Genomic DNA, 13,867 nt, shown 5'->3' on the forward strand with positions numbered 1-13,867 from the left:
GGGGACGTACCCGAGATCAAGATCAGACCAGGTGATGACGCGCTTTCGGAGGCGCTGCGCGTAGCCTTCTGGAAGATGAAGGAGGGACGATCATGACCAGCACCCCACTGCCCATCGACCACCAGCCCCAGAACCTCAACCGGGTCTTCCTCGGCGAACTCGAGGTTTCCCCCGAGCGGATCGCAGGGCCATACGGCTCCCTGCCCACCGAGGGGTCGACCGTGTTCGTCACCAACATGTCGCGCGTCGAACGCGCGATCCCCACCTGGGCCATCATCGTCGCCATCGCGGGCTTCTTCGTGCTGACGATCTTCAGCCTGCTCTTCCTGCTTGTCAAGGAAGACCGGGTCGTCGGCGGCTACGAGGTCCGCATCTCCAACCCCACGGGCACACTGACGAGCTTCGTGCCAGTGGATGCGCGTTCCGCGGCCTGGATCTGGCAGGACCTCCAGGGTCGTGCCGCTGCGGCGCGCGAGATCATCGCGTCCGTCACTTCCTCGGTGCGCTGACGTTCATCTGAGCGACGCAGTCCAGGAGCTTTTCCCCACTACGCTGTACGGCGTGAAGGCTTATGACTCGCTGCCAGTGTCCACCATCCTCCCTCGCGAACTCGGAGAGCTGAGGGTCCTCGCCAAGAATCTGCGCTGGTCGTGGCGCCCGAGCGCTGAGCGCCTCTTCGCCGACATCGACGAGCAACTGTGGCGCTCGTGCGGTCGCAACCCGGTCGTGATGCTGCGGTCACTTCCAGCGTCTCGTGTCACGCAGCTCGCAGAGGACCACGAGTTCCTCGAACGCCTTCGCCGCGAAGCCGAGGACCTCGCCGCCTACCTCGAGAGCGAGCGGTGGTTCCACCAGCACACGCACGGCAGCGAGGACGCAGCGACGAGCGTTGCCTATTTCTCGATGGAGTTCGGCATCACCGAGTCGCTCCCGGTCTACTCGGGCGGGCTCGGCGTGCTCGCAGGTGATCACCTGAAGAGCGCAAGCGACCTGGGTGCCCCGATCATCGGCATCGGCTTGCTCTACACCTACGGCTACTTCTCGCAGACGCTCTCGCGAGAAGGCTGGCAACAGGAGGCCTACTCCGAGCATCCGCCCACCGACCTCGCCGTCGACCCGGTGCTCGACGAGGGCGGCGAGCAAGTGCACGTCTCGCTCGCCTTCCCCGACGGTCGCGCTGTCGACATCGCCCTGTGGGAGGCGCAGGTCGGGAGCGTGCCGCTGTTGCTGCTCGACACCAACCTGCCCACCAACCCGGAAGACCTCCGTGCAATCACCGATCGTCTGTACGGGGGCGATGCGGAGCACCGCATCCGCCAAGAGCTTGTCCTCGGCGTCGGTGGAGTCCGGGCCGTGCAGGCGTACACGCGGCTGCGGGGACGCCAGCATCCGACCGTCTTCCACCTGAACGAGGGCCACGCAGGGTTCTCTGGCATCGAGCGCATCGGCCAGCTCATGGCCGGCGGCGAGGACTTTGAGACCGCGCTTGCTACAGTGCGCGCGAGCACGGTCTTCACGACGCACACCCCGGTTCCCGCCGGCATCGACCGCTTCGACTCGCATCTCGTCCAGCGCTACCTCGGCGCATCCGCGGGTCACCCGCTGGTCCCTGCTATCCCGGCAGCGCGCATCATGGAGCTCGGCGCCGAAGACGACCCGGGCCGCTTCAACATGGCCCACCTCGGGCTTCGACTGGCGCAGTACGCCAACGGTGTCGCGAAGCTCCACGGCGTCGTCTCGCGAGGCATGTTCGCGAAGCTCTACCCGGGAGTCGAAGCCGAGGAAGTGCCGATCGGCTCGATCACCAACGGCGTGCACATCCCAAGCTGGACTCGACCGTCGATGATGACCGTCATCGAGGCCATGAACGGTGGCGGTGCACTTGCGACGTCGGACACCTGGGACCATCCAGACGCTGTGTCCGCCGACGAGCTGTGGCGCATCCGCGGGGAGCTGCGAGGCGAGCTCGTCAAGCGAGCGCGAGAGTCGGTGCGTGCCTCCTGGAAGGCGCGCGGGGCACAGGATGCGGAGCTCGGCTGGGTGCGGGACGTGCTTGATCCCGACCGGCTCACGATCGGGTTCGCTCGCCGCGTCTCGACCTACAAGCGACTGACGCTGATGCTCCAGGATCGCGAACGGCTGGCGCGCATCCTCAACAATCCGGAACGCCCGGTGCAGTTCGTGATCGCAGGCAAGGCGCACCCGGCTGACATGGGCGGCAAGCAGCTGCTGCAGCAGCTGGTGAGCTTCGCTGATGAGGCCGGGGTTCGAGACCGGATCGTCTTCCTCCCCGACTACAACGTCACGATCGCCAAGCACCTCGTCGCCGGGAGCGACGTCTGGCTCAACAACCCCGTTCGGCCGCAGGAGGCTTCTGGCACGTCCGGAATGAAAGCGGTCATGAACGGGTGCCTGACGTTCTCGATCTCGGACGGCTGGTGGGACGAGATGGCTGACGACGCCGTCGGGTGGACCATCCCCGACACCCACGGCGTCGACGAACGCACTCGCGACGCCCTCGAGGCAGGCGCGCTGTACGACATCCTCGAACACGAGATCGCGCCCCTCTTCTACGAGCGCGACGAACGCGGCTTGCCCACCGAGTGGGTCGAGAAAGTGCGACGCTCGATCTCCGTGGTCGGTCCGAAGGTCGCCGCCGAACGCATGGTCCGCGATTACATCAACGACCTCTACTTGCCCGCAGGGCGCTCCGCGCGCGTCGCATCCGACCTGGAGTCGACCCGTGCGTTCGCTGGCTGGCTCCGCGACGTTCGTGCCGCCTGGCCGAGTGTCCGAGTGGAGTCGGTGACCGCTCCGGGAGACGAGGCCGCGACGGGCCGGGGCGTGCGTCTCTCCGCTCGACTCGCACTCGGTGAGTTGACCCCCGACGATGTGCTTGTCGAGGCCGTCTTTGGCGTCCCAGACGAATCTGGCGAGCTGCGAGCCCCGCGCATCGCTGCGATGCATCCGGTCTTGGAAGGCTCGACTGACTTCGCAGTCGAGATTCCCGTCGATCAGCCGGGCAGGCTCGGCTACACAGTTCGGGTGCAGCCCAAGCACGCGTACCTGCAGGCTCCGGCGGAGCTCGGTCTCGTCAGACTGCCCGGCTAAGCAGGCAGTATGTCTGACGGTGGCGGCGGCAGAAATGACAGGCTTGTCATTCGGCGCCGCCGTCGGGCATAATTCAAGAGACGACAGAAATGTCGACGACTGGCAAACGATGCAGTTCGCATCCATTCATGACGTGATCGTTGGGGAAGACGAATCACCAAACGAATGGAGGAGAACTCATGGTTGCACCGAACGCAGGAGGGGTGCTCTACGTGCACTCCTCTCCTAAGGCGCTTTGCCAGCACGTCGAGTGGGGTGTCGGTCGCGCCCTCGGGTACGCGGTCAACCTGCCTTGGATCGACCAACCGGTCATTCCTGGGCAGTTGCGTGCGGAGTTCACCTGGGAAGGCGAGCCCGGCGCGGGAGCGGCGATCGCATCGCAGCTACGCGGATGGGCTCACCTTCGCTTCGAAGTCACCGAGGACGCACGCCCTGGCGTCGATGGCGGCCGTTGGATGCACACGCCTGAGCTCGGTATCTACTATGCACAGACGGATGCCTCCGGCGGCGTCGTGGTTCCGGAAGAACGCGTTCGGTACGCGATGGAGATCGCGGGCGGCAACGCCTCAGAACTTCACCGCGAACTGCGCCTCGCACTCGGGCAGGCCTGGGACGACGAGCTGGAGCCGTTCCGCATCGCCGGCGACGAGAGTCCCGTCGTGTGGATGCAGCACCGCGTCGGCTGAGGCCATCATGTGGACGACCTGGCTTGGCCCGGGTCGGAAGCGGTTCTCGACACTCCAATGACTGTGGCCCCTCAGGTTCTCACCTGGGGGGCCACAGTTCTTTGTCAGCGCTGTCTCCTGTGTCGGAGGGCGTCGCTCAGACGCCGCGGAAGGCCACGACGGCGTTGTGTCCGCCGAAGCCGAACGAGGTCGAAATGGCGACCTTGCCGGATGCTTCAAACGGGCGCGGCTCGGTCACGACGTCCAGGTGAATGGCCGGGTCCTGCTCGTTGAGGTTGATCGTCGGGGGCAGCGTGCCCTTCGACAGCGCGAGCACCGTGAACATTGCTTCGATCGCGCCGGCACCACCGAGCAGGTGGCCGGTTGATGCCTTCGTGGCCGACACGGGAATCGAGGCGAGGTGATCCCCGAAGACCGACTTCAGGGCCGTGAACTCGGCGATATCGCCGACGGGTGTGGACGTGGCATGCGCGTTGATGTGCGTCACGTCGTCGACTGCGACGCCGGCCTGCTCGAGTGCAGCCTTGATCGCTCGGGCCGCGCCCGTGCCCTCGGGGTCAGGCGCGGTGATGTGGTGCGCATCCGCCGTCACGCCGCCGCCGATGAGCTCGGCGTAGATGCGCGCGCCGCGAGCGAGCGCGTGCTCCTCCGTCTCCAGCACGAGGGCCGCCGCGCCTTCTCCGAGTACGAAGCCGTCGCGGCTCACGTCGTAGGGCCGCGAGGCGTGCGCGGGGTCGTCGTTCCGCTTCGACAGCGCCTGCATAGCCGCGAACGAGGCGACGGGGAGCGGGTGGATGGCCGCCTCCGACCCACCCGCGACGATGACATCGGCGAGGCCCTGCTGCAGGTGCTCGTAGGCGTCTGCGATGGCTTCGGTGCTTGACGCGCAGGCCGAGACGACGGTGCGGACCCCGGCGCGGGCCTGGATGTCCATGCCGATCGCTGCCCCGGGCCCATTCGGCATGAGCATGGGGACCGTGAGCGGCATGACGCGGCGGGGGCCCTTCTCGCGCAGCGTGTCCCAGGCGTCGAGGAGCGTCCACACGCCTCCGATGCCGGTCGCCCAGTCGACGAGGAGGCGTTCCGCGGGAATGTCGCCGACCTTCAGGCCGGCGTCGGCGAATGCTTCGCGTCCTGCGATGAGCGCAAACTGGCTGGATGGGTCGAGGCGCTTCGCTTCGTGGCGGGGGAGCACCTCGCTGGCCGGGACCTTCGCGGTCGCGGCGAACTCGATGGGGATCTCGTACTTCGAGACCCATTCGGCCTCGAGTGTCCGAGCTCCGGATTCACCGGCGAGGAGCGCGTTCCACGAGCTGCGAGCATCTCCACCGAGCGGTGAGGTCGCGCCGATTCCGGTGACGACGATTTTCTTGGTCATGACAACTGCTCCTGAATGAACTGGGGCGAAGGTGAAACAGTCACTAAGAGTGGGCGGCAGACGCCGCCCACTCGAAGTGGAGGGTGGTCCTTAGGACGCTGCGACGATGAAGTTGACGGCGTCGCCCACGGTCTTGAGGTTTGCGACCTCGTCGTCCGGGATCTTGACGTCGAACTTCTCTTCAGCGTTGACGACGATCGTCATCATGGAGATCGAGTCGATGTCGAGGTCGTCGGTGAAAGACTTCTCAACGGTGACCGTGTCAGCCGCGATTCCGGTCTCGTCGTTTACGAGCTCAGCGAGACCCGCGAGAACTTCGTCGTTGGTAAGTGCCATGGTGTTTCTCCTTGATTGTCAATGACCGAGCCAAGTGTATTGGTCGGCGGGTGTGCGTGGTGGAGGCGTGCGGGACTTCTTGGGCCCCTACGGGAGGATGACGACCTGCGCGCCGTAGACGAGGCCGGCGCCGAAGCCGATCTGCAGCGCGAGCCCGCCGGAGAGCTCTGGGTTCTCTTCGAGCAGGCGGTGGGTTGCGAGCGGCACGGATGCGGCCGAGGTGTTACCGGTCGTGGCGATGTCGCGGGCGATCACCACGTGCTCGGGAAGTGCGAGCTGCTTGGCGAACTCGTCGACAATGCGCATGTTCGCCTGGTGGGGGATGAAGGCCGAGAGCTGGTCGGCGGTCACGCCAGCCTCCTCGAGCGCACGACGCCCAACTTTGGCCATGTCCCAGACTGCCCAGCGGAAGACGCTCGGGCCGTCTTGGCGCAGTGTCGGCCATGCCGAGCCGCCCCGCCGGTATTCCTGCAGGCTCGCGTTCATCGAGACGGCTTCCCAGCGCGACCCGTCGGAACCGAGGATCGACTTGGAGATGCCCGGAACGTCGCTCGGGCCGATGATCGCGGCTCCTGCTCCGTCGCCGAGGAGGAATGAGATGGTGCGATCGGCCGGGTCGATGAGGTCCGAGAGCTTCTCCGTGCCGACGACGAGCACGTGCTCGGCGACGCCGCTGCGGACCAGCGCGTCCGCCTGCGCGACGGCGTAGCAGTAGCCGGCGCACGCGGCGTTGAGGTCGTAGGCGGCCGCGGGTGTGGTGCCCACGAGGTCGGCGAGGCGTGCCGCGAGCGATGGCGTCTGCATCTCGTTGCTGATCGTCGCGACGATCACGGCGCCAATGCGGCTGGGGTCGATGCCGGAGCGCTCGATCGCCTGGCGGGATGCGTCGACCGCGAGGTCGAGCGCGTTCGTGTCCTCGTTCGCGCGAACGCGCGTGATGACGCCGGTGCGCTGGCGGATCCATTCGTCAGACGAGTTGATCGGCTCGATGATCTCCGAGTTCGGCACGACGCGCTCTCCGCGCGCTGCTCCGATGGAGAGGATCCGCGTGAACTGCGCGCCCGTGGACTGCACAAGGGTTGGTGTTGTTGTGGTCATACGAGTCCTCTCGAGGATGCCCGGGCTGTTGAGGGCGGTGCAGGGCAGTGCGGTGATCAGGAGTCGGCGGCGATGCGCTCTCGCGCGACGTCGAGGTCAGCGGGCGTGGAGAGCGCGAGCGTCGGAACACCCTTGAGGGCGCGCTTGGCCAGCCCGCTGAGTGTGCCAGCCGGTGCGAGCTCGATGAGCGAGGTGACGCCGGCCTCGGCGAAGGAGCGCATGCAGGCATCCCAGCGCACGGGCTGCGCAAGCTGGCGGATGAGCGCTCCGCGGAACTCGGTGCCGTCTGCGACGGTGCCGCCGGTCTCGTTGGACCAGATCGTACGCACGGGGTTTCTGGCTTCGAAGAGCGCTTCGTCTGCGCTGAGCGCCGTGCGCGCCTGCTCCATGTAGCGAGTGTGGAACGCGCCCGCGACCTTCAGTGGGATGACCCTGGTGCCGGGCACCGGCTCGGCGCGCAGCGCGTCAAGCGCTTCCGGTGCGCCCGCTGCGACGATCTGTCCGCCGCCGTTGAAGTTCGCGGGAGTGAGGTCGAGTGAGTCGAGGCGCGCGAGCACTGCTTCCTCGTCACCCCCGAGGACAGCGCTCATGCTGGTCGGCGTCGCAGCCGCATCCTGCGCCATGAGCTGGGAACGGCGGGCGACGAAGCGCATCGCCGTGTCGGCATCGAAGATGCCTGCGGCATAGGCGGCCGTGATCTCACCGACGGAGTGGCCCGCGACCCCGCTGATCGCGGAAGCCGCGCCTGGGAGCTCCATGAGCGAGTTCCAGGCGAGGATGCCGGCCGCGACGATGAGCGGCTGCGCGATCGCGGTGTCGCGAATCGTGTCGGCGTCCGACTCGGTGCCGTGCTTGACAAGATCGATTCCAGCGGACGTCGACAGCTGCTCGAGCGTGTCGCGGTTTCTGGTGTCCTCGATCCAGGGGAGCAGGAAACCTGGAGTCTGTGAACCCTGGCCTGGGCAGGTGACGACAATCATGGATTCCATCATGACAGCACCTCAGCACTCAGCCCTGTAGCAACAGTCCCAAGAACTCGAAAGATCATTAGAGGATTTCTAGTGAGACGTGCGACGGCCGCGCCGAGGGACGTTCGCGGACGGTGCGGTGCCTGGGCTTCGCCGTGCTTCTGGCTGCTTCGGTTCGGCGATGTTGCCGAGAATGAGGGCGCATTGGAGGATGAGAGCTTCTCTCGGGCCCGTGGCATCCCAGCCGATCACCTCGCTGACGCGCTTGAGGCGGTAGCGAACGGTGTTGGGATGCACGAACAGCTCCCGGGCGGTGGCTTCCAGCGAGCGGCCGTTGTCCAGGTAGCACCAGAGGGTCGTCAGCAGGTCACTCTGGTGATCCGCGAGGGGCCGAAAGACGCGTGCGACCAGCGTCTGGCGCGCCAGCGGGTCGCCGGCGAGCGCACGCTCCGGAAGCAGCTCATCCGCGAGCATTGGACGCTGCGCTTTCCGCCACGCACCCGCGACGGCGAAGCCAGCGAGGGCAGCGCGGGCGCTGCGTGAGGCTTCGACGACGCTCGGAACCGGGGGGCCCAGCACGAGCCGACCGTCGCCAAAGCTCGGCTCCAGTCGCTCGGCGATCTCCATGAAGGGCACCTGCTCGGTCTCGTCGCCCTCACCGTTCGGGTGAGCGCGACCGATGACCAGCACCAGGCGGCCCCCCTGGACGCCGACCAGCAGGTCGACCTTGTTGTGGCGCGCGGTCCGGCGGATCTGATCGACCTCGAGGATTCTCGGGGTCGTCCCGACGAGCACGCTGACCTCGCCGTGCCCGTGCCAGCCGAGCGCCGCGATGCGGCTGGGAAGCTCGTCATCATGCTCGCCCGTGAGGATCGAGTCGACGACCAGCGCCTCCAATCGCGCATCCCACAGGCCCCTCGCCTCCGCGGCGCGGGCGTACACATCCGCAGCCGCGAAGGCGATGTCGCGCGAGTACTTCAGCACCGCTTCGCGCACGTCGCCGTCCGTCGACTTCGTGCGCTCTTCAACGACCTCCACGACCACTCGAATGAGCTGCAGCGTTTGCTGCAGGCTCACCGAACGCAGGAGCTCTCGAGGAGCCGAGTCGAAGACGTCGGCAGCCACCCATGGGGTCGCGGTCGGGTCTTCAAACCAGGCGATGAAGGACGAGATACCCGACTGGGCGACGAGGCCGACGGCGCTTCGTCGCCCAGGGGGCATGTCACCGAACCAGGGAAGGGTCTCTTCCAAGCGCTTTACGGTCGCGGTCGAAAGCTCTCCCGAGATCGATCGCAGCCAGTTGAGCGTCTGGTCCTTTGTGCGTGGAGCGGGCATGATTCCGAACTGTGAGAAGGCGAGCAGGGGAGAGGCGCTGTTAGGCGTCTCCGCCCGCGCTGCCGCTCGTGCCGGCCTTCGGGTTGTGCAGGTCGTACTTGTCGATGGCCTCCTGCACGACCGAACGGTCGAGCTTGCCCTGCGTCGCGAGGCGCTCGAGGGCGCGGACGACGACGGAGTGGCTGTCGATTAGGTAGTAGCGACGAGCTGCCGGGCGGGTGTCGGAGATGCCGAAGTCGTCGGCGCCGAGGGTCGTGAAGTCGTTCTTCACAAACGGACGGATCTGGTCCTGGACCGCGTGCGAGAAGTCGCTCACGGCGATGACCGGGCCCTCAGAGGCCTGGAGCTTGTCCGTGACGAACGGAACCTTCGGCTCCTCGTTCGGGTGCGTCCAGTTGTGCTCCTCGGCGCGGAGGCCGTCGCGGCGAAGCTCGTTCCACGAGGTGACCGACCAGACCTCGGCTGCAACGCCCCAGTCCTTCTCGAGTAGCTCTTGGGCTTCCAGGATCCACGGCACCGCGACACCGGATGCGAGCAGCTGCACGCGGGGGCCGGACGCTTCGGTTCCCTTCAGGTAGTACATGCCCTTGAGAATGCCTTCGACGTCAACGTTCTCCGGCTCGGCGGGCTGGGCCATCGGCTCGTTGTACACCGTCAGGTAGTACATGACGTTCGGGTCCTGCTTCGGGTTCTCCGACTGGGAGTCGGGGCCGTACATCCGCTCGATACCGGCCTGCATGATGTGCGCAAGCTCGTAGGCGAACGCGGGGTCGTACGTGACGACTGCCGGGTTGGTGGCGGCGATGATCGGCGAGTGGCCGTCCATGTGCTGCAGGCCTTCGCCAGCGAGCGTTGTGCGGCCCGCCGTGGCTCCGATGAGGAATCCGCGCGAGAGCTGGTCGGCAGCCGCCCACATGGCGTCGGCGGTGCGCTGGAACCCGAACATCGAGTAGTACATGTAAATCGGGACCATGGCTTCGCCATGCGTCGAGTACGACGAGCCTGCTGCGGTGAACGCGCCCATGGCGCCGGCCTCGTTGATGCCGACGTGGTTGATCTGGCCCTGCTCGCTCTCGCGATAGGCGAGAAGCAGTTCACGGTCGACCGACATGTAGTGCTGGCCGTTGGGGTTGTAGATCTTCGCGGTGGGGAAGAACGCGTCGACACCGAAGGTGCGTGCCTCGTCCGGGATGATCGGGACGATGCGCGAGCCGAAGTCCTTCGAGCGCATGAGGTCCTTGAGCAGGCGCACGAACGCCATCGTCGAAGCGATCTCCTGGGTTCCGGAGCCCTTCTTGATGGACGAGTAGGTCTTGTCGTCCGGAACTGCGATCTGCGTGTACTTCGAGCGGCGCTCGGGCACGAAGCCGCCGAGTTCACGACGACGCTCCTGCATGTACTGGATCGCCTCGTTGTCGGCACCGGGGTGGTAGTACGGCGGCTGGTACACGTCGGCTTCGAGGGCAGCATCCGAGATCGGGATGTGCAGCTGGTCGCGGAACGCCTTCAGGTCGGGAAGCGTGAGCTTCTTCATCTGGTGCGTCGCGTTGCGACCCTCGAAGTGCGGTCCGAGACCGTACCCCTTGATCGTGTGGGCGAGGATGACCGTGGGCTGACCCTTGTGTTCGGTCGCTGCCTTGTAGGCCGCGTAGACCTTGCGGTAGTCGTGGCCGCCGCGCTTCAGGCCCCAGATCTCGTCGTCGCTGTAGTTCTCGACGAGCTTGAGTGCCTCGGGGTCCCGGCCGAAGAAATTCTCGCGGACAAACCCGCCTGACTCGGTCTTGTAGGTCTGGAAGTCGCCGTCCGGCGTTTCGTTCATGAGTGTGCGGAGCGCACCCTTGTCATCGCGCTTGAGCAGCGAGTCCCACTCGCGGCCCCAGACGACCTTGATGACGTGCCAGCCTGCGCCGCGGAAGAAGCTCTCGAGCTCCTGGATGATCTTGCCGTTGCCACGCACCGGGCCGTCGAGGCGCTGGAGGTTGCAGTTGACGACGAAGGTCAGGTTGTCGAGGTTCTGATTAGCAGCGACCTGGAGCTGGCCGCGCGACTCAACCTCATCCATCTCACCGTCGCCAAGGTAGGCCCAGACGTGCGAGCCGGAAGCGTCCTTGATGCCGCGGTTGGTGAGGTACTTGTTGAACTGCGCCTGCCAGATCGCGTTCAGCGGCCCGATGCCCATCGAGACCGTCGGGAACTGCCAGAAGTCCTTCATGAGGCGGGGGTGCGGGTACGAGGGCATGCCGTGCGGGGCGGCCGACTGCTCCTGGCGGAAGCCGTCGAGGTCGTCGGCGCTGATCTGGCCCTGGAGGAACGCACGCGAGTAGTTGCCGGGGGAGGCGTGTCCCTGGAAGAAGACCTGGTCGGGCCCCTCAGCGTGGTCGTACCCCTTGAAGAAGTGGTTGAGACCAACTTCGTAGAGCGTCGCCTGCGAGGCGTAGGAGGAGATGTGGCCGCCAACCGCGACCCCTTCGCGCTGCGCGCGCTGCACCGTCATGGCCGCGTTCCAGCGAATCCATGAGCGATAGGTGCGCTCCAGCGACTCGTCACCTGGGAACTCGGGCTCATCCTCGGGCGCAATCGAGTTCACGTAATCAGTGGTTGGAACCATGGGAACGCCGAGGTGGCGCTCCCGAGACCGCTCAAGAAGGCTGAGCATAATGTCTCGTCCGCGCTGGGGTCCCTGCGCGTCTACGACCGCATCGAGCGATTCGCGCCATTCGGCGGTCTCCTCGGGGTCGCTGTCAACGTAATGCTCTGAGTACGGATCCTGGTTGTTCACAGCCACCGTCGACCTCATTTCGTTCCGGGTTCGTCACGTCAATGGCGCACGCCAGGTTATGACGCGCAGTCCGTCCGCTAGCCTATCTATGGTTTGTGCGATGCACACGCAGGTTGAGGGCATTCCTTGTCGAACCGCGCACAAGTGCACATCAACGGCAGAGAGGCACTGATCGTGAGCGAGTTCACGGCGTCGAACGAACCGATCTCGCTTGTCGATCACCGAGGCGGCGTTCGCATCGTGGCGGGGCCGGCGTCGACCGGCCGGCTCGTGGTGTTCGTGCCGATGGCGTTCACGCCGGTCTGCGCCGAAGAGATCGTGAGCCTCGCTGAGCTCACCGCAGCTGCACCGAGGGCGAGCTCCGCCGCCGGTCCTCCCGAGGTGCTCGTCGTGTCGACCGACACTTCCGCGACGCTCCGCGCGTGGCTGCACGAGCTCGGCGTCGCCGCGGTGGTGAGTGGATGCAGCGATTTCTGGCCGCATGGAGCTGCCGCTCGCGCGTACGGAGCGTTCGACGCATCTACCGGTACGGCAACTCGCACGTCCTACCTGGTGAAGGGTGACGGAAGCTACCGCGTCGTCGCATCCGCCCGGCCAGGGGAGGCACGCGTTCGTTCGGACCATGCGACCGCGCTACACTTGCTCGCCGAGGGCCTTTAGCTCAGCTGGTAGAGCGCCACGTTTACACCGTGGATGTCGTCGGTTCGATCCCGGCAGGGCCCACCACTCTTTCTACCCGGACGGTGCCGAATTCGCGCGGAGCGCTGAGCTGCACGCTGCGAGGTTGACGATCGCGGAACATCTCATCCCGACCTGGATCAGGTCATGGGTGCGTTCATACCGATGGCCCAGTCTCGGATCGCTTGGCGTTCGCTGTCGCCGCAGATGTATCCGTAACCGCTCTCGGTGACCCCGTCGCTGAGAGTCCACTCGTTGAAGTAGGTGAGGGCGTAGCAGTCGGCCATCGCCTCCTCGCTGCCCTGGAACAACCCCTGGGCGAGGAGCGCCTTGTATCCGCCGTTGTCGTCCGGGTACCGGACATCATCGGCCCGCTGGAACACGTGCGCGAGCTCGTGGGCCACGTTCATCTTGCTGTGCCACTCATTGAGGGTTCCCACGGGGAGCAGGTGCACGACTAACGGGCTCCCACCCTTGACGCACCCGCTGGTTCGGTAGCCCTGGTCGGCCCACTCATGGGTTTTGCAGGCCGTTTCCGCGTCGTACTGCACATCGATGAACCCGTTCCCGGCGGCATCGACGAAGCCCTCGCTCACGGACCCGCTCACGTTCGCTCGGCGACCCTGCGCGGCAGTGATGCTCTGCTCGAGGTCCGCGCGGAACTCGCTCATCTGGGTGGCAATGCTCTCCGCGGAGTACACGGTGAGGTTCGGGTCGGCCATCTTGGCGTCTTGGTCTTCCATCCAGTCGAACAGGGCCACGAGCGGCTTGACTGGATTCCCGTCGAGCTCGACCGACAGCTCATCGATCTTCGCCCGCTCCTGCTCGAACAGTGCGATGTGCGAGGCAATGTCGGCCGCGTCCGTGTTCTCGGGAGCCGCCTCGACGGAGGGGCCTGGCGTGGTGCCCGAGTCGCTCAGCCCGAGGATCGCGCCGAGACCGGCCAACGCGAACAAGCCCATGAACGCGACGACGACGAGACACCCGCACCCGGCGAACCAGCAACCGACCTTGCCCTTCTTGCGCGGCATCTGCGGGACAGCGTGAGGAGGCCCGTACGGAGGAGCACCCCCGGGCGGTGCGTAGGGGAGGCGTCCGGGTTGCGGATACTGCGGGACACTGGCGCGCTGCACCATCTGTGGCGGGCGGGGCTGTGGCGCACGGACCGAACGCACGCCGTGCATCCACCGTCGCAGCTCGGGAGTCGCACCCGGGTTGGACGCGATGCTGGCGTGCAGATCCGGGCGGCGCATGGCGATGTCGGTCAGCACATGCGGCGGCGTGCCGATGGTCCGCGCCGCGATCCGGTCCCGGTCCACATCCGTCATTGCTCTCCTCATCGCCTGGGGCTGCGATCCAGATTCCACGGCCGCGGGTTGGCACCCGTCCAGCACCCCTGGAACAGAGGGCCTGGCCTCTAACTGTATTGACCCGTGAGGTTGTGAACACGGTCTGAGGGGCGTTGGCCGCCGATCCCGGTGTGGGGTCTGTGGTGATT

General features: G+C 66.2%; 11 protein-coding genes and 1 tRNA gene. 5 read left to right on the forward strand and 7 right to left on the reverse strand.

What is annotated here, in order from left to right:
- Positions 1-92 precede the first annotated feature (92 nt).
- The 3 genes from ACPYN9_RS16315 to ACPYN9_RS16325 all read left to right on the forward strand — a co-directional run bounded on the left by ACPYN9_RS16315 (position 93) and on the right by ACPYN9_RS16325 (position 3,797).
- Positions 93-509 carry a hypothetical protein gene (locus ACPYN9_RS16315; RefSeq protein ID WP_424467786.1) on the forward strand — a complete coding sequence of 139 codons (417 nt, stop codon included), beginning with the start codon at positions 93-95 and terminating at the stop codon, positions 507-509.
- A 52-nt stretch (positions 510-561) separates the two neighbouring features.
- Positions 562-3,111 (forward strand): alpha-glucan family phosphorylase, encoded by a 2,550-nt coding sequence (gene glgP, locus ACPYN9_RS16320; RefSeq protein WP_424467788.1) that lies wholly within the window; start codon positions 562-564, stop codon positions 3,109-3,111.
- 179 nt (positions 3,112-3,290) lie between these two features.
- On the forward strand, positions 3,291-3,797 hold the full coding sequence (locus tag ACPYN9_RS16325) for a DUF3145 domain-containing protein (protein WP_424467790.1): 507 nt from the start codon (positions 3,291-3,293) through the stop codon (positions 3,795-3,797).
- Positions 3,798-3,933: 136 nt separating this feature from the next.
- Here the strand turns inward: ACPYN9_RS16325 and fabF are convergent, their stop codons facing one another.
- From fabF to aceE, 6 genes are all read right to left on the reverse strand, one after another.
- Positions 3,934-5,175 carry a beta-ketoacyl-ACP synthase II gene (fabF, locus tag ACPYN9_RS16330; protein WP_424467792.1) on the reverse strand — a complete coding sequence of 414 codons (1,242 nt, stop codon included), beginning with the start codon at positions 5,173-5,175 and terminating at the stop codon, positions 3,934-3,936.
- 90 nt (positions 5,176-5,265) lie between these two features.
- A complete protein-coding gene (locus ACPYN9_RS16335; RefSeq protein ID WP_068479114.1) occupies positions 5,266-5,511 on the reverse strand; it encodes an acyl carrier protein in 246 nt (81 codons plus the stop codon).
- Positions 5,512-5,598: 87 nt separating this feature from the next.
- Positions 5,599-6,609, reverse strand: a complete 1,011-nt coding sequence (locus ACPYN9_RS16340; protein WP_424467795.1) for a beta-ketoacyl-ACP synthase III — start codon at positions 6,607-6,609, stop codon at positions 5,599-5,601.
- Positions 6,610-6,665: 56 nt separating this feature from the next.
- Positions 6,666-7,589, reverse strand: a complete 924-nt coding sequence (locus ACPYN9_RS16345) for an ACP S-malonyltransferase (RefSeq protein WP_424467805.1) — start codon at positions 7,587-7,589, stop codon at positions 6,666-6,668.
- A 78-nt stretch (positions 7,590-7,667) separates the two neighbouring features.
- The gene (locus ACPYN9_RS16350) at positions 7,668-8,912 is read right to left on the reverse strand and encodes a PucR family transcriptional regulator (RefSeq protein ID WP_424467797.1); all 1,245 of its coding nucleotides are present in this window, start codon (positions 8,910-8,912) and stop codon (positions 7,668-7,670) included.
- Between the two features lie 40 nt (positions 8,913-8,952).
- Positions 8,953-11,697, reverse strand: a complete 2,745-nt coding sequence (gene aceE, locus ACPYN9_RS16355) for a pyruvate dehydrogenase (acetyl-transferring), homodimeric type (protein ID WP_424467799.1) — start codon at positions 11,695-11,697, stop codon at positions 8,953-8,955.
- A gap of 168 nt (positions 11,698-11,865) precedes the next feature.
- Between aceE and ACPYN9_RS16360 the strand changes: the two genes are divergently transcribed.
- Positions 11,866-12,351 (forward strand): redoxin domain-containing protein, encoded by a 486-nt coding sequence (locus tag ACPYN9_RS16360; RefSeq protein ID WP_424467801.1) that lies wholly within the window; start codon positions 11,866-11,868, stop codon positions 12,349-12,351.
- A tRNA-Val gene (locus ACPYN9_RS16365) sits at positions 12,342-12,417 on the forward strand. Before ACPYN9_RS16360 ends, ACPYN9_RS16365 begins: the two co-directional genes overlap by 10 nt.
- A 92-nt stretch (positions 12,418-12,509) precedes the next feature.
- On the opposite strand, the gene ACPYN9_RS16370 is transcribed toward ACPYN9_RS16365, so the two are convergent.
- On the reverse strand, positions 12,510-13,697 hold the full coding sequence (locus tag ACPYN9_RS16370; protein WP_424467803.1) for a hypothetical protein: 1,188 nt from the start codon (positions 13,695-13,697) through the stop codon (positions 12,510-12,512).
- Positions 13,698-13,867 lie beyond the last annotated feature (170 nt).

The organism is Pseudoclavibacter helvolus (assembly GCF_049707175.1).
GTDB classification, from domain to species: domain Bacteria; phylum Actinomycetota; class Actinomycetes; order Actinomycetales; family Microbacteriaceae; genus Pseudoclavibacter; species Pseudoclavibacter helvolus_A.

Excerpts from the sequence above, each read along its gene's own strand:
- ACPYN9_RS16325 (WP_424467790.1), top strand. The coding sequence starts at position 3,291 with ATGGTTGCACCGAACGCAGGAGGGGTGCTCTACGTGCACTCCTCTCCT.
- ACPYN9_RS16350 (WP_424467797.1), bottom strand. The coding sequence starts at position 8,912 with ATGCCCGCTCCACGCACAAAGGACCAGACGCTCAACTGGCTGCGATCG.
- ACPYN9_RS16340 (WP_424467795.1), bottom strand. The coding sequence starts at position 6,609 with ATGACCACAACAACACCAACCCTTGTGCAGTCCACGGGCGCGCAGTTC.
- ACPYN9_RS16335 (WP_068479114.1), bottom strand. The coding sequence starts at position 5,511 with ATGGCACTTACCAACGACGAAGTTCTCGCGGGTCTCGCTGAGCTCGTA.
- ACPYN9_RS16345 (WP_424467805.1), bottom strand. The coding sequence starts at position 7,589 with ATGATTGTCGTCACCTGCCCAGGCCAGGGTTCACAGACTCCAGGTTTC.
- fabF (WP_424467792.1), bottom strand. The coding sequence starts at position 5,175 with ATGACCAAGAAAATCGTCGTCACCGGAATCGGCGCGACCTCACCGCTC.
- ACPYN9_RS16370 (WP_424467803.1), bottom strand. The coding sequence starts at position 13,697 with ATGACGGATGTGGACCGGGACCGGATCGCGGCGCGGACCATCGGCACG.
- ACPYN9_RS16315 (WP_424467786.1), top strand. The coding sequence starts at position 93 with ATGACCAGCACCCCACTGCCCATCGACCACCAGCCCCAGAACCTCAAC.